Raw genomic sequence first — 18,690 nt, forward strand, 5'->3', positions numbered from 1 at the left:
CTGAGCGTTATATTCTGCGCTCTTTATTCTGAGCGTTACATTCTGCGTTCTTTACACGGTAAGAGGTGCATAGCACAGGGCGCATAGTCAGTTTCACATCGCTTGCGTTATTTCGAAGAGAAAGAGTGAGTCATTCACCTCGCTTTCTCGATTAAAACAATATTTGGGCAAATTTAAGCCCAATTAGATTGTGTTAACCGCTTATAGGAGGGCGTTTTGCTCTAGATTGGAAGGGGTTCGCGGTAGAGAACAAAACACTGATGATTTTGTCGTCTGAGCGAAAGAAAGTCATATCAGTAGTAGAGGCAATTATCACCCCTGCACCGCAAGCACTTTCGGGACAATGGCAAGAATCGGCAGTGTCTTCGTCGCAGCACGCCATTTGCATATCACTGGCCTGAGCCTGGTGGTCGCTGGCGATACCTGACTTAGCGAGCGTGTGCGACGCCTGCATCAAACACGGCGCATCGTCATCACTTTGGGCGGTATTTAGCGTTTGATTTTGAGTATGCGAGCGCGGCATGGAAGCATCATCAGCGCCCATTTGCATGCTGATACATGTCATTCCATTCACACCAAAAGATTGCATGGCAAGCAGCAATACGATCAACAGGTAAGATGTAAATTTATGACTCATGAAATGCAAATACTCATCTTGTGCACTAAAAATTCGGCGTCAATATGCCAAGTAAGCTTAGTTTATCCTTTAATTACGGTAACTTGCACGACAAATTTGCAGGCGTATTGCTAATGGTTGTGTTGGCGCTTATTAATTCGTCAGCAGCATAACGACAACAAATTGTCAGCGCATTAAGCTTGCTATGCGCCGTCATATTCAATACCGCCGCGTTTCGCGCTGCTGTATTACAGTCTATTGCTTTTGACTCTGTCGCTTTCTACTCTTCACCTCCCGGCTCAACTGCTCTAGGCAGTGACGGCAATACCCTACGTGCCAAAGCCACCCAAAACGGACTGGCAAATAAACTCAGGGCTATCACTGCCACGGTCACATGGTAACCATAATCACTGATAAGCTTTGATTGGCGGCCAAGCGTAGCCAAGATAAAGCTGAACTCCCCGACTTGAGCAAGCATCGCCGCAGCATAAAGGCTTTTTGTCCAACTGACGTGTAACAAGCGCAGTGTGAAGGTCGCTATCAAGGTATTACCCACCAGCACCATGAGCAGCAATGAGATTAATAAGGTACTGTTTTGCACGATAAACTGCACGTTTAGCAACATGCCGATAGACATAAAAAATAACGCAATAAACACCACATGAAAGGCTTGTAAGCTGCTTCTGATCCACATCGAATCTTTCATTTTCGCCACCAGCATGCCGCCAACAAAGGCACCTAGTGCAGTCGATAAATGCATCAACCCAGACAACAAGGCTAAGCCAAAACAACATAAAAGCGCGCCAAAAACTTGAAGTTCGTGGTTCACCTTAAGCTTATTCAACCACGTGAATTCAATGTATTCTTGATTTAGCAACCAACGTACTAGTAACAACACACCTATGCCCGCCCCAACCTGCATGGCGATCACATCGGACTGCACCCCGGTTTCATCCATCATGCCAATCACAATGACCATGGGGATCACAGCCAAATCTTGCACCAGTAACACGCCTAACACATGCTGACCTTGCTCACTATGCAACTCGTTGCTGTCTTGCATCAATTTAAGCACCACAGCCGTACTACTCAAACTCAGCACAAAGCCCAATAACACGATACGCTGCAGCGACCAATCAAGCAGACTACCGACCAAGTACACGCATGCCACACACAGAACAATTTGTAACCCTGTGCTGCCAATAGACACCCGCCAACTACGCCGTAACTTATCAGGGCTCACCTCCATACCGATGAAAAAAAGCAGCAGTATGACGCCGAACGAGCCCATGGTCTCAATCACATTAATGTCGTTAATTAGGCCTAAACATTGGGGGCCAACAATCAGCCCCGTCATTATATAAGCCAAAACAAGAGGGAGTTTGAAATACCTAAAGGCAAGTGAAAGAAATAGTCCAATCAAAGTGGTTCCCACTACTGCGGGTAAAACAGGGTCAAAATGCATAGTGCTCAATTTACAAGTTTTTCATCTACTAAAAAGACAGCGGCTAGGCCAAAGGTTCCCGTTTGACAAGCTTTGTCACACTTTTAAGTAGTCGCTTAAACGCCGTGCTGACTGCTCGTACTCAGCAGTGTTAGCGCTATCCGATGGGCAGCTATGTGGTGTAAATCGACAACGTTGCATCTTGTTTTGTTGGTGGGCTGCTCAGAGATAGCTTCAGGGCTTTGATAATTGATGTACTTTATTGACGCATTTTTTTGATTTACTTTATTGGCGTACGCTATTGGAACACTCTATTGGCGCACTCTATTGGCACACTTTGTTTGGCGCACTTCGTTGAATGAAGTATGAAAAATGTTCCCTATCAGGTGTAGTAGGTACTCAAAGGCAACCAAAGAGACCAAAGCTTTTGCACATCATTTAGCGCTGTCATTGGCTGGAAACCTTTATTCTAGGACGCTAAGCCCCAAATGCTAAATCCGGTATTTTCCTTGCTACTTTGAATCTAGAAGTGAGTTGCTGCTGTTGGCGTTAGCACCGCATAAATAGAATGACAGAGAACTAAACGCCTGGAAGACAGAGGATTGCGGATTGCGGATTGCGGATTGCGAATAGAAAATCAAAAATCGAAACTCGCGCATTATAAACACGACAAAGAGTGCAAAAAGTAAACGGGAGGTAAAATGGCTGGTGGTTGGGCAAAAGACGGTGCAGTACAAGACCAGATAGACGCGAGCGTTGAAGAAGCGGTAGCCCGCGCAAAGAGTCAGATGTTGAAAGGCGAAAGTGCTGAATTCTGTGAAGAATGTGATGAACCTATTCCTGAGCGCAGACGCGTCGCATTACCCGGGGTTCAGTTGTGTATCAATTGCCAAACAGAGATAGAAAAGCACGCAAGTGTTACCTCCTCTATTAATCGCCGCGGCAGTAAAGACAGCCAATTAAGATGATCCGCAGCGCTCCCCTTCATAGCTTTGCTGCCTGACATCGAATTGACGATTGGCTTATCAAGCTCGCCTCCTGAAGTCACAATGCTTGACTCTAAGGTTTGATATATATGGTCTTTAAAGCTATCCAAGCCAACTGGTGTAAACCAAATTGGTTAAACTGAATGATGTAAACCGAATTGCTTAAAGCGGATGATTTACACCCAATAAGCAAAACAAACGTGTTTAAGCCAGAGAAACCAAACACAGCTCTTATAGCCACGTAAGGCTAATCCCCAGTCTACATGACATGGAGCATGGGCGTTTTTATCCCTTGTCATTTTAACGTCAATTTTTACTGGTAGCATGGCTGCTGGTAAGATGGCTGTCCTAATGAACAGTTTTTTTTATCGCGACATATAGCATGTGAAATACAGCTTGTTGAAAATAGCGCGCGAAATACAGGGCGTAATAAGGTCAATACATGAATAACAAAAATGGCTTAAGCCAGCTGCAAGAGTCCACTTTTAGCAAAATATTTACACTACTCGCTTTGAAATTAGGCTGCGCAACAATCCTTGTAATGATGGCTAGCAATGCGTTTTCAGCTAGTTTTAATTGCCAAAAGGCGGCCCAAACTGACGAAAAAATAGTATGCGGAAGTGTAGAGCTGTCAACGTTAGATGAACAACTCAGCAAACGGTACAAAGTCGCCATCGCTAACAATCAAGCTCAGCCGGCAAAGAAACTTGAAATTCAGCGCAGCCAAACCCAGTGGCTTTCACAACGCAAGGCGTGTCATTTCAGTTTTGATTGTATAAAGCGAGTTTACCGAAAAAGGATCAATTCACTCATCGCATTGTCTCGCACCGAGAGTGCTTTTTCTTGGGGGGGTAACTATCGCCAAACACCAAGTACCAGCGCAACGCGTTTAGGCTCAGCAAGAGAGCGACAACCTATCAAAGTGCTATCACAAACTGATGTCATGCTTAATGGCTACCCTTGGTTTCAAATTGAAATTGACGGTCAAAAAGCCTATCAATGGGGCGGGATCATCTGCGATCCCCTCTTCCCAAATACAACCTTTTGTGAATAAGCTGGTCTTCTTACCGCATCACAATTAGAGGCCCGTAACAATAAAGCGCATACTGATTTTAGCCATTAAATTATTGTTCTACTTCAAACGGCGGTCTTGGCCGCTCATCCACAGTCAGTTTAAACACATCAGGGCGCGAGTAATGCCCAGCAGGGTCTAAATCGTAACGCGCCTTAATAATGTCATCTAAGTCGATTTCAGCGCTGATCAAGCCTTCTTCGTTATACAATGGCCCAGCGAGTATTTCGCCCATTGGCGATACGATCATACTGCCACCACGAATTAATGGCTTATCCGCTGGCCATGCCTGATCGAGCATTTCGCCCGGTTTAGGTGGCCCTTGATATTGGCAGGCGCTGACCAGAAAATTTCGTCCTTCGTAGGCAATGTGGCGCATACTTGCCTGCCAAATATCTCGGTCGTCCACGGTAGGTGCGCACCAAATATCCATACCCTTGGCGTACATAGTGCTGCGAAGTAACGGCATGTAATTTTCCCAGCAAATGGCAGCCCCCACACGCCCTGCCGAGGTCTCCACAATAGGGATCGTCGAGCCATCGCCCTGGCCCCATATTAGGCGTTCGCTGGCAGTTGGCATCAGTTTTCGATGCTTATGCACCTCCCCCGCTTGAGTGATAAATAACGCGGTGCAATATAAAGTACTGCCGCCCCGTTCAATAATGCCAATCACCACTGCAGTATTACATTCACGCGCTAATTCGATTAAGGCTTGCACCTCAGGGCCATCTATTTCAACCGCTTGCTTAAAATAAGCCATGTACTGTTCACGCCCTTGTTCGGTGCGATAACCCACACGGGTGCCAAAATCCGAGCCTTTTGGGTATCCCCCTAAAAGGGCTTCAGGCATCACCAATACATCACACTGGCTATCAATAATGGCGTCTTTAAAGCCCAATATCCGCTTTAGCGTGTCGCTCGTGCCTAAGGCAGATGAGCCAAGTTGTAATGCTGCAATCGTTTTAGTGTTCATTAATATGTGTGCTTCCCAATATTCCCAAGTCGTAGCGTGAATGTGCCGCATTTTTCGACGTGCTGTCAATATGCCTATTCATGCTTAGCAGTTATTCCCTCACTTGCACTGGTGTGCTGTGGGCCTTACTCTTAGATAAAAAATAAAAAGGCCTAACCATGACAGCACAGACAGTAACACCTGAAACAGAAAACCACGCTGGAACACAGGAACAGAGCGCTTCTGCTTTTCCGTATTTGCTCAGCCCATTGGACTTAGGTTTTACCACATTAAAAAACCGCACGCTGATGGGCTCAATGCACTTGGGCTTAGAGGAAGAAAAAGGGGGTTTCGATAAGTTAGCCGCTTTTTATGCAGAGCGTGCCAGAGGCGGTGTCGGCTTAATCGTTACCGGCGGCATAAGCCCTAACATTGCCGGATGGGTAGCCCCGTTTGCTGGACGCATGAGCAGTTTGCGCCACGCCAAAAAACATAAAATCATTACAGATGCGGTGCATCATGAAGGAGGCAAAATTTGCATGCAAATTTTGCACTCAGGTCGCTACGGTTACCATCCGTTTAATGTCTCTGCGTCAGCAATTAAAGCGCCTATTGCGCCATTTAAACCCAAGGCACTCACCTCACGTGCAGTTAAACGCACCATTGCCGATTATGTGGCCTGTGCAAGTTACGCCCAAGTCGCCGGGTACGATGGTGTGGAAATAATGGGCTCTGAAGGCTACCTGATAAACCAGTTCTTCTGCGAGCGTACCAATCAACGGGACGATGAATGGGGCGGTAGCGTAGAAAACAGAGCCCGCCTAGCCGTTGAAATAGTCACCCAAACACGGCAAAAAGTCGGTAGCGATTTTATCATCATCTATCGCTTATCCATGCTGGACTTAGTAGAGGGCGGTGCACCATGGAGCGAGGTGGTTTACCTAGCTAAAGCCATTGAACAAGCTGGTGCAACACTTATCAACACAGGGATTGGCTGGCATGAAGCGCGAGTACCTACCATAGTTACGTCCGTTCCCCGGGCAGCATTTAGCTGGATAACGCAAAAGATGAAAGCTGAGGTTTCGCTTCCGCTTATCACCACCAACCGCATTAATACTCCTCAGATCGGCGAAAAAATATTAGCTGAGGGCCAAGCCGATATGGTGTCGATGGCGCGCCCCTTCTTGGCAGACTCACAGTTTGTCGCCAAGGCCATGCGCGACGAATCAGACCAAATCAATACCTGTATTGCCTGCAATCAAGCCTGTTTGGATCATGCCTTTGCTCAAAAGCGAGCCAGTTGCTTAGTCAACCCACAAGCGTGTTATGAAACTGAACTTATTTTCAAAACAGTCTCAGTCCCAAAAAAACTGGCGGTCATTGGAGCAGGCCCTGCAGGTTTGGCGTTTGCAACCTATGCTGCACAGCGCGGCCATGATGTGCACTTATATGATCAAGCATCTGAAATTGGAGGGCAATTTAATTACGCCAAGCAAATCCCAGGCAAAGAGGAGTTTTACGAAACCTTGCGCTATTACGCCCGCATGATTGAGGTATACGGAGTGACCTTACATCTAAGAACCGTGGTAAATGCAGGGCTGCTGGCTGAGCAGAAATTTGACGAAATCGTCATGGCGACCGGCATTAAGCCTAGGCATTGGGATATTGAAGGCAGTGACCACGAAAAAGTCATGAGCTACATTGAGGTGCTAAGAGATCACAAACCGGTCGGGCAAAAAGTAGCCATTATAGGTGCCGGTGGCATTGGTTTTGATGTAGCTGAATTTCTAGTAGAAGACGAAGCCCTGACCATCCACCTTGATAAGTGGTTAGCGCATTGGGGAATAGACAAAACCGTGACTCACCCAGGAGGGTTAACAGCACCTCAAATATCAGAAGTAAACCGGGAGGTGTACTTGCTGCAACGCAAATCGAGCAAAGTTGGTGCGGGACTGGGTAAAACATCCGGCTGGGTGCACCGTGCATCACTCGCCCACCACAATGTGCAAATGATCAACTCAGTTGAATACGTCAAAGTGGATGATGCGGGGCTGCATATTAATATTCAAGGTAAGCCACGCGTATTAGACGTAGACCATGTCATTGTTTGTGCTGGTCAAGAGCCCCTAAGAGAACTTCACAACGGCTTACTATCCCTAAGTGTACCTGTGCATATTATTGGCGGCGCTGATGTTGCAGCAGAATTAGATGCCAAGCGGGCAATCAGGCAAGGTGCTGAGCTGGCAGCTAAAATTTAGCGCCTTTAGCACACGCTAGTACTCTTAGAAATGGTAATAAAAAAACCGCTAAGGGATGAGCCATAGCGGTTTTGTTTTATCTTTTAGTAAACGCCTCATGGCAGTGTAAAGATGATTGATTGGCAATCAATAATCGCATTGGCGCTGATTGATATGCTTTGCCCTATCAGCAAAGTGTGCACTGAGCAAATCGCTTAACGCCTCACGTGCGGCGTTGGCTTGCGCCACTTCTTCGTCGGTTACCGTCTTTGCTATACGCGTGTAGTGATAACCATAAAAATTCACACCGGCACTTTTAAGGGCATTAGCCATGTTGTCAATATTGTGCTGCTTGTCATCCACAAATACCACTGAGGAATACTCATGACCTGTGCGTGCCAGTAAATCAAGCAACATTACGCCTTTATTCATGCCTTGGACCATAAATACGCCGTCCACATAGCTCACATTTGCAGTACGCCCACCGAGGGTATAGTCATAATGCAAGCCAACATCAGGTGAAGTTAAAGACTTATCGCTAAAGTCCAGTTGGTTGCGCGCTAACTCACGCATGGTGCCCGCACGATAGGCTCCAGAGCGTGCGGTTAAAATAACCACGTCGTTGCTCACACCGTTCACCAATGTCGCCATATCAGCTTGCGTAGGTTTGTTCACCGCTATTTCAAACACCATGCCTAAGGTATCGAACAAACAATTCACTTTTTCGCTGTCTTGGGTAGCAATGACTTTACCGCTAGGACTAATGGCTCGGCCTCGTTGCCAGTCATACCATTTATCACTTCCAAAAAACTCCGTCGCGGTCAGCAGGGTGTCGTCTATATCAAATACCAGCAACGTAGATTGTGCGTCTAAGGCATTAACCTTATTAACGGCATCTTGTAGGTCATTTGATGAGTAGACCACATTAATGATCTGTCCGTGCTCTATGCTTGTCGCGGTAGCAGTTTGCGCGGTAGAGGCTTGCGTATTGCCATTACTGCTTAGGCCTGAGGCGCAGCCTCCTAAAAGCAGTGAAACGCTGAGCCCAAACATACCGGCATACATCAATGATTTACGCTGCAGGCGCGTTACATTGGCCTGATTTACACTAAGGTTTTTAAGCATTAATATTTTATCGTTCTATGCAAAATAGGCGAAGATAATACAACACTTACCGTATATCGTGTAGCCACAATTCCGCGTTAAAGTAGTGAAACCAACTTATTAACTCGTTATTTAACAGTATATGTGGCTAGGCTTCTGCACACCCCCTATCAAATTCACATGTTAATGAATAACAGAAAAGTTCAACTTTAATTTGTAAATGATAATAATTAGCATTAACATCCATGCACTTTTTCATGACCCTAAATGGATATTCAATGCGGTACACCTGTTTAACACCTATCAGCTATTTATCAATCCTCAGCGTTTTAGTTAGCACAGCACTTCAGGCTCAAAGTAACACGCAAAACGATAACCCAACTATCGAGCGTATGATAGTGACGGGTAGCCGTATTATGGAGAGCATTGATGAAGTCCCAGCATCAATCGTGATCATCACCCAGCAACAAATTCAAGATCAGTTAAAAGTAACCAGTGAGTTACAGTCGCTACTATCAACACTTGTTCCAGGTCTAGCACCATCAACTGGCACGTCTAGTAATTCAAGCCAAACACTACGAGGCCGAGCCCCCTTGATCATGATTGACGGCGTGCCTCAGTCCACACCATTACGCAACGGTTCATTGGGAGTACGCAGTTTAGATGCTAGCACCATTGAGCGTATCGAAGTCATTAAAGGGGCAACCTCGGTATATGGTAATGGCGCTGCTGGGGGGATTATTAACTACATCACTAAAAAAGCCGCCAGTGATAAAGCGATGGCCGGTCACGTCACCATTTCTTCGCGTTTTAGTGCGATAAAACTCGAAGACACCTTAGGTAGTCGGGTGGATGCGGGCATGAATGGGCAGCTGGATAAATTTAGCTATGTACTTAATGCAAGCTATGAAGAAAACGGCGTTCAACGGGATGCACAAGGCGATATTCTTGGTCTAACTTATGGGCTATCGGATACTAATTCGCAAAATTATTTTACTAAATTTGGTTATCAGTTTGATGACGAGAAGACGCTACAACTGACCTACAATTATTTTAAGTCAAAGCAAGATACTGACTTGATTAATGTGGTTGGCAATATCAATTCAGGCGATAAAACGTATGCTATTGAATCCCCCGACGGCTCGTCTATTATCGGTGAACCTCAAGGCCCAGAAAACCACAATGTCATGCTTAAGTACACAGATGACGAGATATTTAGTCAAACCCAATTAGTGGTTGATGCATACACCCAGCGGATTGAAAATGTTTTCTTCTTTTCGACAAATCTAGCCAACCCAGAACAAGGATTTGATGGAGGCCAATCCATTATAGAGTCTGAGAAAAAAGGCCTACGGGCCACATTCAACAGCCAGTTTACCTTGCAGGACATTGATACCACGTTAATTTACGGCATCGACGCATTAAACGATGTTACCTCACAGCCATTAGTCGACGGCCGTGTATGGGTGCCTGAAATGGATATGGAAAACATCGCTGGGTTCGTGCAAGGCAAATGGATTGTAAATGATGACATTATTGTCAAAGCCGGCGTTCGTCATGAAAACATTGATTTAAAAGTGGCTGATTTTAGCACCCTTCGCTTGTGCCGCACGGCCGACCAATGCTCAGTCGCCTTTGACGTCGTCGGTGATACCCTCAATTACAAAGCCACTACCTACAATGCAGCCATTCGCTATAACTTAAGTGATGCATTTAGACCCTTTATCAGTTATTCGCAGGGCGCAGACATCTCAGATACCGGCCGCCTGCTGCGCACTGCAACCGTCACAGACATCGCCCTTATTCGTACCCAAGCCTCAATTATTGATAACTACGAACTCGGTTTTACGTCTGAAATCGACGCCCTACGCGTCGAGTTTTCCGCCTATCGCAGTACGTCAGAGTTAGGCACGACGAATTCTTATGATGCTGAGACCGGGGTATATTTACCCGTTCGTGCCCCACAAGAAATATATGGCTACGAAGCGTTGGCCACTTATAAAGTGCAGTCCAATTTAGACCTGTCAGCGACTTACTCTTGGGTTGAAGGTAAAAATACTGAATTAGATGTGTATTTAGGAGGTAAAGATATTGGTGCTCCAAAAGGCACCTTTAATGTAAATTGGCAACCCGTTGATGGTGCTCGCCTGGCACTAAATTACTTATACGTAGGTTCACGAAAACGCTTTGGTCAAGTTGATGGCGAATATATTGGCGATCAGGGGCCGGTTGATAGTTACCAGTTGATCAATATTAACGGCAGTTATGATTTAGGTAATCAATGGCAAGTATTTATGGGCATTGAGAATCTGTTGAACAATGATTACTACCCTGCTCGCTCACAAGTCTATACCTACGACGGATATAACCACAAAGGCTTAGGAATGACCGTTAACTTTGGCGCGACTTACCAATTTTAACGCACCCCATGGTCGCGCCCATTGCATCACGTAACCTGATGCAATGGGCAACACATGTGCAGCTAGTATTCATACTTTGAAGGACTAATTTGAAAACCTGGTTAAGACGAGTACACCTTATACTGGCGTTAGTCAGCGCTATTTTTATCGTTAACTTAAGCGTGACAGGTGCATTTTTAGTCTTTGCTAAAGATATTCAGGCGTGGCTAAACCCTCAGTATTGGTCTGTACAGCCCATTCAAATCGCCGATGTACTGCCCATCCCATTACCTGTTAGCCAACTAGCCGAACAGGTCTATCAAACGACTCAATCACCGATCGTTTTTATTGAACAAGACAAATCTCCTTTTAGGGCGTGGCAAGTTCGCCTCGCTGATAAAAGTTATGTGAGCATTAACCAATACAACGCCAATGTCCTGTTACATTACCAATATGATGAAACGTTTTATGGCTTTACCATGGCCTGGCACCGATGGTTACTATACACCGCAGATGATGCTCGGCCATTTGCCTTATTACCCCCTATTGCGACATTAATTTTGTGTGGCGAATTGCTACTCGGCTTTTACTTGTGGGTTCGCCCCAAGAACCGCTTAAAACGCCTTAACGTGAAATGGAAAGCGAAAAACAAAATCCGCTTTATGCAATTACACAATGTGTTGGGGGTTTATAGTTTGCTCCCTCTGTTTTTAATTGGATTCAGTGGCCTCGCTTTTTACTTTAAAAATGAAACTCAGGCAATCGTAGAAACATTGACATTTTCGTCAGTTCAAACCCCGCGACCAATGAAAGTACTGAGCGATAATCGAACCTTTTCTCAGCGAAACTTGTGGAATAAGTCAAGCAATGAGCAATATCAACTTGATGCAGCGGTTAAATCTGCTCAGGCTGAACTGCCGGGTGGCTGGCTGTATCGTGTGTATTTACCACAAACGCGAAATGCCCCACTGAAACTTCGAATACGTATGCCAAATGAAAGTCATGCATATAGCTACAGTTGGTCAAATGTCTCGACGGGGCACGCTATCGAGAGCTTTGATGCAAGTGATACCTCTTTAGCAACTCGGGTATGGAACTTTAAATACGCCTTTCACATTGGCGACTTTATTGCCCTACCGATCAAATTCATATGGCTAATATTGAGCCTGCTACCGTTATTTTTTGTGGGCTCAGGCATTTATTTGTATTTTACTCGACGCAGAGCAAAGAAAGACAAATTAACGACTCAAAAGAATAAACGCACCAGGGCTATCAATGGTGCGACTCGGTAACAATTATACCAAGCATGAATAATTTTCTTCCCTCTCTTAAATTTGTTTCCCACTGATCTGTATATGGTATTGGCTTTAAAGAGCAACGCATCCTTTGCACACCGCTTGTGAATTGAGGTTCAGCAGCAGACGTCTGATTTTATCTCGTCTGGTACAGTCCATGCTTTAGTAGTTTCAACGTTAAGTATCTTTACTCAAAGTGGGGCACAGATGTTCTTCATGAGCATTATAAGGTGTCGCCACTGCTAATAGGAGAACACAATGTCTAACGATATTCGCGAAAAAATGTGGAAAGCCATGGCTGATAGCCCCATCGTCATGCTTGGCCTTACGGATTCAGATGCTCATCAAGAGCCCATGCACGCCCAATTAGATAAAGACGCCGATAGTGCTTTTTGGTTCTATACCACCAAAACCAATCGTAGTGCTGCAGGTGGCAGTGCCATGGCACAGTTCGTCAGTAAAGATCACAAGGTCTTTGCTTGCATATCCGGCACTTTGGTAGAAGAAACCGATCCTAAGATCATAGACAAGTATTGGTCTAAGCAGGTTGCAGCATGGTACAAAGACGGTAAAGACGACCCTAGCCTTAAAATGCTGCGTTTTGAATTAAATGAAGCTGAGGTCTGGCACGCTGATCCTGATTTTAAAGCGATGATAAGCCTCACTTTTGGTGGCAAAGTGCAACCAGAAAAAATGGGCGAGCACGAAAAAGTTTCGTTGTAGAGAACTTTCGTTGTAGAGAACCTTCGTTGTTAAGAAGCGCCGGTGCAAAATAAATCGCATCTGCGACGCGTAGTCTGTAATACGCGTATCCCATTATGAGCCAGCATCACAGTGCTGGCTTTTTTATATGCCTATTAACATTCTTTCAGGCGTGTCCACACTATTTTTTAGACGCTTACAGCCATACAGTTTACTGTTATTTGCTGCGTATTAGTGGCGACGCTTAATTGTGAGGTATTCACCGCACTGGTCAAAAAGGAATGTAGCAAATAACGATGAGCGTGCAGCGCCTCGTTAAATTAATTATCGCCAAATTTAAACCTTTCTCCCCTTCCCTTCGACTTACCCAATGATTAAGGCAAAAAACAGGGATAAGCATGAACACGCCAAACACTGGGCGCGCAAAAAATGATGGTATTTCAGATACCAGCGCTCAAGACACAATAATTCAAAAAAAGAAGTCATCTAATGCACGGTGGATAGCGGTGTTGAGCGTTATCTGCGTACTCATTCTATATTGGGCGGTTGCCCCAGCAGTAAACAGTTGGCAATCATCCGACACCAGTATTTCCGCCAAACGCATTCACCTAGGCAAAGTTGTTAGGGGTGATTTAGTGCGTGATTTATCCGTTCAGGGGCGGGTTGTAGCAGCAGTTAGCCCGCGTTTGTATAGCCCAGCACAAGGCACGATAAACCTATTGGTAGATGCAGGGGATTCTGTCACCAAGGGGCAAGTTGTCGCCAGTGTCGATAGTCCAGAATTAACTAACGAGTTACAACAAGAGGAATCAAGCCTACAAAAGCTCAAAATGGAGCTTGACCGCCAGCGAATTCAAGCTAAAAAGCAAGCACTGGAAAATCAAAAAGCGGTGGACTTAGCCAATGTTGCCCTTGTCGCGGCTGGCCGTGAAAAGCGTCGAGCCGATAAAGCCTTTGGCACCCAATCTATTAGCCAAATAGATTTCGAAAAGGCCCAAGATGAGCTCGAAAATGCCAAGCTTGTGTTTCAACATGCCAAGCAAGATGCCGCTTTGAGCAAAGAGAGCTTGGCGTTTGAAGTGCAATCAAAACAGCTATTAGTAAAGCGCCAAGCGTTGTTAGTCAGCGACTTGGCTAGGAAAGTCGACACACTTGACGTGCGCTCACCTGTTAGCGGCATTGTAGGCAATTTAGCGGCCCAGCAAAAAAATCAGGTAGCAAAGAATCAAGCGATTTTAAGTGTGGTTGACTTATCTGAGTTCGAACTCGAAGTGGATATTCCAGAAAGTTACGCCGATGACTTAGCGATAAACATGTCAGCGATTGTCAATATCAACGGTGATGAGCACCTTGCCACATTAGTCACTATTTCCCCAGAAATCGAAAATAACCAAGTTACCGGAAGGGTCCGCTTTGCCAATAAAGACGCTCAAGGCAATGATTTAATTCAACCCCAGGGCTTACGCCAAAATCAACGCTTAACCACGCGTATTCTGATGGACAAACGTCCTAATGTATTGATGCTATCTCGCGGTCAATTTTTAGAAAGTGGTTCAGGACGCATTGCCTATGTCGTGGAAGGTAACTTAGCCAAACGTACCAATATTGTCACTGGCGTACGCAGTTTATCCAATGTCGAAGTATTGTCGGGTCTGACCGCTGATCAACAGGTAATCATATCAAGCACTGAACAATTCAATGATGCGCAAACCGTGCTTATTACTCAGTGAAGCAGGACACAAGAATAATGCTGCTAAGAGCGACCAGGTAGAGAACATCCAGATAAACAAAGCGCCCATAAAAATTTAGACACCGAAAACACACGAATTCATAAAAAAGATAACACGAAAGCTCATTTAAAAAGACATAAACAAACACCCACTAATACGCGGTAAAAACGTTTACACATACAGGGAACAACATCATGCTGACCATGACTGACATAAAGAAAATTTATCGTACCGACTCAATTGAAACTCACGCGCTACGTGATTTCAACTTACAAGTAAATGAAGGTGACTTCGTTGCGGTGACCGGCCCTTCAGGCTCAGGTAAAACCACCTTTTTGAATATCGCCGGGCTGCTTGAGACGTTCGAAGAGGGCCGCTTTGAACTAGATGGCGTTGATATCAGTCACCAAAACGATGCCGCTCGCAGTCGCCTGCGCAATCAAAAAATAGGTTTTATTTTTCAAAGTTTTAACCTCATCCCCGACCTGAACTTATTTGATAACGTTGATGTGCCCCTGCGCTATCGCGGGTTTAATCGCCAAGAGCGAAAAAAACGTATCGAAAATAGCCTTGAGATGGTCGGCTTAGCCAAGCGCATGAAACACCTTCCAGCTCAACTATCAGGTGGACAACAACAACGCGTTGCCATCGCGCGAGCGCTGGCCGGCGAGCCACGATTTTTACTCGCTGATGAACCCACAGGGAATCTTGATAGCAATATGGCCCAGAGCGTTATGTCATTACTCAAAGACATCAATGCCAATGGAACCACCATCATTATGGTCACCCATGATGCGGGTTTGGCAACGCAAGCAACGCGCAACATACATGTGCGTGACGGCAAGGTCAGTGAAATGAATGAGTCCATTGTCACCAAAGTCGATATGCCAAATCTGGCGACCACACATACCGGCCCTGCTGTTGCTCTGGTTAAATAAGGACGTCCCATGTTTAACTATTACCTAAAACTTGCCTTTAACAGTTTCAAACGTAATCCGATACTCACAGGGTTAATGATTGCGGCTATCGCCCTTGGCATCGGTGCAAGCATGACCACAGTCACAGTCAATTACTTGATGTCTGGGGATCCTATCCCTGAAAAAAGCAGCCAGTTATTTCATGTACAAGTCGACAGCTGGGACCCCAATACTGGCTTTAACGATGAGCCAAACACCCCGCCTAATCAGCTGACCTGGACAGAAGCCACTAACCTTACGACGGCGAAGAAAGCTTTTCGGCAAACCGCCATGGCCAAATCTGGGGCCATTATTCAGCCTGATAATCCGGACATAAATCCGTTCGAGGCCTCGATCCGCTTAGCCTTTAGTGACTTTTTCCCTATGTTTAACGTGCCCTTTAAATATGGAAACAGCTGGGACCAAAAAGCCGACGAAGACCGCCAACTGGTTGTCGTGTTGAGTAAAGAGACGAATGACAAGGTGTTTAGCGGAGAAAACTCCGTGGGTAAAAGCATCATCATCTTCGGCAAATCGTTTCGCGTTATCGGCGTACTCGATGCTTGGCAACCCTTGCCAAAATTTTATGACGTTAACAACGGCGCATTTGACGATCCCGAAGATCTATTTATGCCCTTCTATCTAAAGCAAGAACTTGAGCTGCCAAATTGGGGCAATACCAACTGCTGGAAATCCCCCGAAGGGGAAGGCTTTCAGGCATTTTTACAATCAGAATGCATTAACTTTCAAATGTGGGTAGAGCTTGAAACCGAGCAAGATAAACAAGCGTATCTGACATTTCTGAACAATTACGTGAATGACCAAAAAAAACTTGGCCGCTTCCCTCGCCCCCTAAACAATCAATTACTCAATGTGATGCAGTGGATGGACGACCAGGAAGTCGTGGCTGATGACGCTCAAATTATGATGTGGCTGTCTTTCATGTTTTTAATTGTGTGCTTGCTCAATACCATAGGCTTGCAACTGGCTAAGTTCAGCGCGAAATCTGCTGAAATTGGCCTGCGCCGAGCGGTGGGCGCGACCAAACAAGATTTATTTTTACAGTATACAGTTGAGACCGGCGCGGTTGGTTTAGCGGGTGGAGCAATGGGCTTATTACTTGCCCTGCTCGGCTTGGTGGGCATTCGCCACCTTTACGGCGATGAGCTTAATGATTTAGCCACATTGGACAGCACCATGATTGTTACTGCACTACTGTTGTCGTTATTTGCCAGTGTTTGTGCTGGCCTTTACCCAACGTGGCGCGCATGCAACATAGTCCCTGCTAGTCAGCTTAAAAGTCAATAAGGATTGAATGATGAATAAACTAAAAGAGCAGTCTTTTTTCGCTGAAAACTGGGAAGTGGGCCCGATATTAAGAGCACTGCTGCGAAACAAAGTCGGCGCCATACTGATTGCTTTGCAAATCGCCTTTACCATGACCATAGTCGTTAACGCTATCTATATTATTCATGAGCGCAGCGAACAGATGAAGCGCCCTAGTGGTATCGATGAAGCCAACAGTTTTTATCTTTCAAGCGTTGGCTTTACCCATGACTTCAACACGTTAGTGACGATCAAAGAAGACTTAAACTTAATTAGATCTCTTGAAGGCGTGGTGGATGCCATTCAAATCAACGCCATTCCAATGAGCAACAGTGGTTGGTCAATGGGCTTACAAACCCAGCCTGGAGCCGAGTTTGATGGCACGGGCAGCGCTGTCTATATGGTCGACGAACACGCTTTAAACACCTTGGATGTGGCGTTAGTGGCTGGTGAAAACTTCAGCCCAACCGACATTCAGACGCGTGTTGTGAGTCAAAACCACTGGCCAGATAAAGTGATCATCACACTTGCTATGGCGAATCGTTTATTCCCGGATGATGGCTTAGGGGCACTGGGTAAGACGGTGTACATTAACGATATCGAACCCATGATAATCACCGGCATTATCGACAAATTGCAAGCGCCTTGGGTGGGCTGGGACAACGTCGATAATGTGATACTGACCCCAGAAATTCGCGATGCTGAAACGAGCCGCTATTTCATTCGAACCAAACCCGGCCAACGTGACCGCATTATGACCGAAGTGGAAAGCCTGCTAGCGAAAAGTAACACGGGTCGTATTGTGCGAGATATGCGTAGCATTGACGAAACGCGAGTTCGCGCCTATCGCGACAACAGTGCAATGATCCGAATTTTGGTAACGGTTATGGTGGTCTTGGTCATTGTCACTGGCCTTGGCATTGTGGGGCTAGCAAGCTTTAGCGTGAATCAACGTAAAAAACAGATAGGCACACGTCGAGCCTTAGGCGCCAGTCAGCAAGCGATTGTTCGCTACTTTATGTTAGAAAACTTGCTAATAAGTACTGTGGGTGTGGTCTTGGGCGCAATGTTCACCATAGGGCTGAATATCGTGCTGGTAGACGTTTTCAGCCTAAACCCAATGACTTGGTATTACATCCCTCTAGGCATGCTAGCGCTTTGGGTTGTGGGGCAATTAGCCGTATATGGCCCAGCTAAAAAGGCAGCAAACATTCCCCCGGCGCTAGCCACGAGAAACGCATAGCCTATGAATAGCACTTCAACCTCGTCATGTTAAAGATGACGAGGTCGCATTGATAAATTGATCACATTTGTCAGCCAAGATGGATTATTGTCTTGGCGTTAACACCCACCTTACGCAATAATATAGTACCTCGATGACAGCTTTTAGCTGCCTCTTAGTCATCAGTCGCAACCCTGTTGCATATAGGTAACGAATGCGTCAATCCGCTACTCACTACATCGCCCTTGATGGCAATATTCTTGTTACCGAAATTACCGGAACCATAGATAAGGTCATGTATCGCAAAATGTTTAAGGAAGTCAGAGAGCAAATAACACCTCTTTGCGGAGCTCCGTGGGGTAACATTATTTTGGCCGAAAAATGGGAACTAAGCGCTTTAGAAATAGATGACACTTTGATAGAGATTGAAAGTTGGGCCAGAACGCATAATCGATCTCATTTAGCTTTTGTTGTTGGTGAAGAGCTCGCCCAAATTAAACGTTTTACTCTCGAAAAATATCTTGGCAATAATCTGAAAAAAGACACGGTGGCTATCTTTTCGAGCACATCATTAGCATTAGCTTGGCTATCCCAGAGTGGATTCTCATTGACCTCAAGAAACAGTGATATTGGATAGGTAATGCTTGAA

General features: G+C 45.6%; 15 protein-coding genes. 11 read left to right on the plus strand and 4 right to left on the minus strand.

All coding sequences use genetic code 11. The features are described 5' to 3' along the window. Positions 1-193: 193 nt before the first annotated feature. Together AC0L6N_RS09990 and AC0L6N_RS09995 are read right to left on the minus strand one after the other, a co-directional pair. Positions 194-637, minus strand: a complete 444-nt coding sequence (locus AC0L6N_RS09990) for a hypothetical protein (RefSeq protein ID WP_473480972.1) — start codon at positions 635-637, stop codon at positions 194-196. 259 nt (positions 638-896) lie between these two features. Continuing rightward, the gene (locus tag AC0L6N_RS09995; RefSeq protein WP_473480974.1) at positions 897-2,081 is read right to left on the minus strand and encodes a cation:proton antiporter; all 1,185 of its coding nucleotides are present in this window, start codon (positions 2,079-2,081) and stop codon (positions 897-899) included. A 680-nt stretch (positions 2,082-2,761) separates the two neighbouring features. Here AC0L6N_RS09995 and AC0L6N_RS10000 point away from each other — a divergent pair. Together AC0L6N_RS10000 and AC0L6N_RS10005 are read left to right on the plus strand one after the other, a co-directional pair. After that, a complete protein-coding gene (locus AC0L6N_RS10000) occupies positions 2,762-3,028 on the plus strand; it encodes a DksA/TraR family C4-type zinc finger protein (protein ID WP_006990895.1) in 267 nt (88 codons plus the stop codon). 460 nt (positions 3,029-3,488) lie between these two features. Beyond that, positions 3,489-4,100, plus strand: a complete 612-nt coding sequence (locus tag AC0L6N_RS10005; protein ID WP_473480975.1) for a lysozyme inhibitor LprI family protein — start codon at positions 3,489-3,491, stop codon at positions 4,098-4,100. A 70-nt stretch (positions 4,101-4,170) separates the two neighbouring features. Here the strand turns inward: AC0L6N_RS10005 and AC0L6N_RS10010 are convergent, their stop codons facing one another. After that, complete coding sequence (locus tag AC0L6N_RS10010; RefSeq protein WP_473480976.1) at positions 4,171-5,091, minus strand: carbon-nitrogen hydrolase family protein; 921 nt, start codon at positions 5,089-5,091, stop codon at positions 4,171-4,173. A gap of 158 nt (positions 5,092-5,249) precedes the next feature. Here AC0L6N_RS10010 and AC0L6N_RS10015 point away from each other — a divergent pair, with 158 nt between their 5' ends. Beyond that, entirely contained in the window at positions 5,250-7,328 is a 2,079-nt protein-coding gene (locus tag AC0L6N_RS10015; protein ID WP_473480978.1) for a 2,4-dienoyl-CoA reductase FMN-binding domain-containing protein, read from the plus strand. A 126-nt stretch (positions 7,329-7,454) separates the two neighbouring features. Here AC0L6N_RS10015 and AC0L6N_RS10020 read toward each other — a convergent pair whose 3' ends face one another. Beyond that, positions 7,455-8,432, minus strand: coding sequence for a DUF2608 domain-containing protein (locus AC0L6N_RS10020; protein ID WP_473480980.1), 978 nt, complete (start codon positions 8,430-8,432; stop codon positions 7,455-7,457). 257 nt (positions 8,433-8,689) lie between these two features. On the opposite strand from AC0L6N_RS10020, the gene AC0L6N_RS10025 reads away from it, so the two are divergent. From AC0L6N_RS10025 to AC0L6N_RS10060, 8 genes are all read left to right on the plus strand, one after another. Next, positions 8,690-10,831, plus strand: a complete 2,142-nt coding sequence (locus AC0L6N_RS10025; protein ID WP_473480982.1) for a TonB-dependent receptor — start codon at positions 8,690-8,692, stop codon at positions 10,829-10,831. An 89-nt stretch (positions 10,832-10,920) separates the two neighbouring features. Then, the gene (locus tag AC0L6N_RS10030) at positions 10,921-12,102 is read left to right on the plus strand and encodes a PepSY-associated TM helix domain-containing protein (protein WP_473480984.1); all 1,182 of its coding nucleotides are present in this window, start codon (positions 10,921-10,923) and stop codon (positions 12,100-12,102) included. Positions 12,103-12,363: 261 nt separating this feature from the next. Further along, on the plus strand, positions 12,364-12,828 hold the full coding sequence (locus AC0L6N_RS10035) for a pyridoxamine 5'-phosphate oxidase family protein (protein WP_473480986.1): 465 nt from the start codon (positions 12,364-12,366) through the stop codon (positions 12,826-12,828). Positions 12,829-13,205: 377 nt separating this feature from the next. Further along, positions 13,206-14,537, plus strand: coding sequence for an efflux RND transporter periplasmic adaptor subunit (locus tag AC0L6N_RS10040; RefSeq protein WP_473480987.1), 1,332 nt, complete (start codon positions 13,206-13,208; stop codon positions 14,535-14,537). Positions 14,538-14,731: 194 nt separating this feature from the next. Next, on the plus strand, positions 14,732-15,475 hold the full coding sequence (locus tag AC0L6N_RS10045) for an ABC transporter ATP-binding protein (protein ID WP_473480988.1): 744 nt from the start codon (positions 14,732-14,734) through the stop codon (positions 15,473-15,475). A 9-nt stretch (positions 15,476-15,484) separates the two neighbouring features. Further along, positions 15,485-16,801 carry an ABC transporter permease gene (locus tag AC0L6N_RS10050; protein ID WP_473480989.1) on the plus strand — a complete coding sequence of 439 codons (1,317 nt, stop codon included), beginning with the start codon at positions 15,485-15,487 and terminating at the stop codon, positions 16,799-16,801. A 7-nt stretch (positions 16,802-16,808) separates the two neighbouring features. Then, positions 16,809-18,062 carry an ABC transporter permease gene (locus AC0L6N_RS10055; protein ID WP_473480991.1) on the plus strand — a complete coding sequence of 418 codons (1,254 nt, stop codon included), beginning with the start codon at positions 16,809-16,811 and terminating at the stop codon, positions 18,060-18,062. Between the two features lie 193 nt (positions 18,063-18,255). Further along, complete coding sequence (locus AC0L6N_RS10060) at positions 18,256-18,678, plus strand: hypothetical protein (RefSeq protein WP_473480993.1); 423 nt, start codon at positions 18,256-18,258, stop codon at positions 18,676-18,678. Positions 18,679-18,690: the final 12 nt, after the last annotated feature.

It is taken from the genome of Paraglaciecola sp. G1-13, from assembly GCF_055809255.1.

Excerpts from the sequence above, each read along its gene's own strand:
- AC0L6N_RS09990 (WP_473480972.1), bottom strand. The coding sequence starts at position 637 with ATGAGTCATAAATTTACATCTTACCTGTTGATCGTATTGCTGCTTGCC.
- AC0L6N_RS09995 (WP_473480974.1), bottom strand. The coding sequence starts at position 2,081 with ATGCATTTTGACCCTGTTTTACCCGCAGTAGTGGGAACCACTTTGATT.
- AC0L6N_RS10000 (WP_006990895.1), top strand. The coding sequence starts at position 2,762 with ATGGCTGGTGGTTGGGCAAAAGACGGTGCAGTACAAGACCAGATAGAC.
- AC0L6N_RS10005 (WP_473480975.1), top strand. The coding sequence starts at position 3,489 with ATGAATAACAAAAATGGCTTAAGCCAGCTGCAAGAGTCCACTTTTAGC.
- AC0L6N_RS10010 (WP_473480976.1), bottom strand. The coding sequence starts at position 5,091 with ATGAACACTAAAACGATTGCAGCATTACAACTTGGCTCATCTGCCTTA.
- AC0L6N_RS10015 (WP_473480978.1), top strand. The coding sequence starts at position 5,250 with ATGACAGCACAGACAGTAACACCTGAAACAGAAAACCACGCTGGAACA.
- AC0L6N_RS10020 (WP_473480980.1), bottom strand. The coding sequence starts at position 8,432 with ATGCTTAAAAACCTTAGTGTAAATCAGGCCAATGTAACGCGCCTGCAG.
- AC0L6N_RS10025 (WP_473480982.1), top strand. The coding sequence starts at position 8,690 with ATGCGGTACACCTGTTTAACACCTATCAGCTATTTATCAATCCTCAGC.
- AC0L6N_RS10035 (WP_473480986.1), top strand. The coding sequence starts at position 12,364 with ATGTCTAACGATATTCGCGAAAAAATGTGGAAAGCCATGGCTGATAGC.
- AC0L6N_RS10040 (WP_473480987.1), top strand. The coding sequence starts at position 13,206 with ATGAACACGCCAAACACTGGGCGCGCAAAAAATGATGGTATTTCAGAT.
- AC0L6N_RS10045 (WP_473480988.1), top strand. The coding sequence starts at position 14,732 with ATGCTGACCATGACTGACATAAAGAAAATTTATCGTACCGACTCAATT.
- AC0L6N_RS10050 (WP_473480989.1), top strand. The coding sequence starts at position 15,485 with ATGTTTAACTATTACCTAAAACTTGCCTTTAACAGTTTCAAACGTAAT.
- AC0L6N_RS10055 (WP_473480991.1), top strand. The coding sequence starts at position 16,809 with ATGATGAATAAACTAAAAGAGCAGTCTTTTTTCGCTGAAAACTGGGAA.
- AC0L6N_RS10060 (WP_473480993.1), top strand. The coding sequence starts at position 18,256 with ATGCGTCAATCCGCTACTCACTACATCGCCCTTGATGGCAATATTCTT.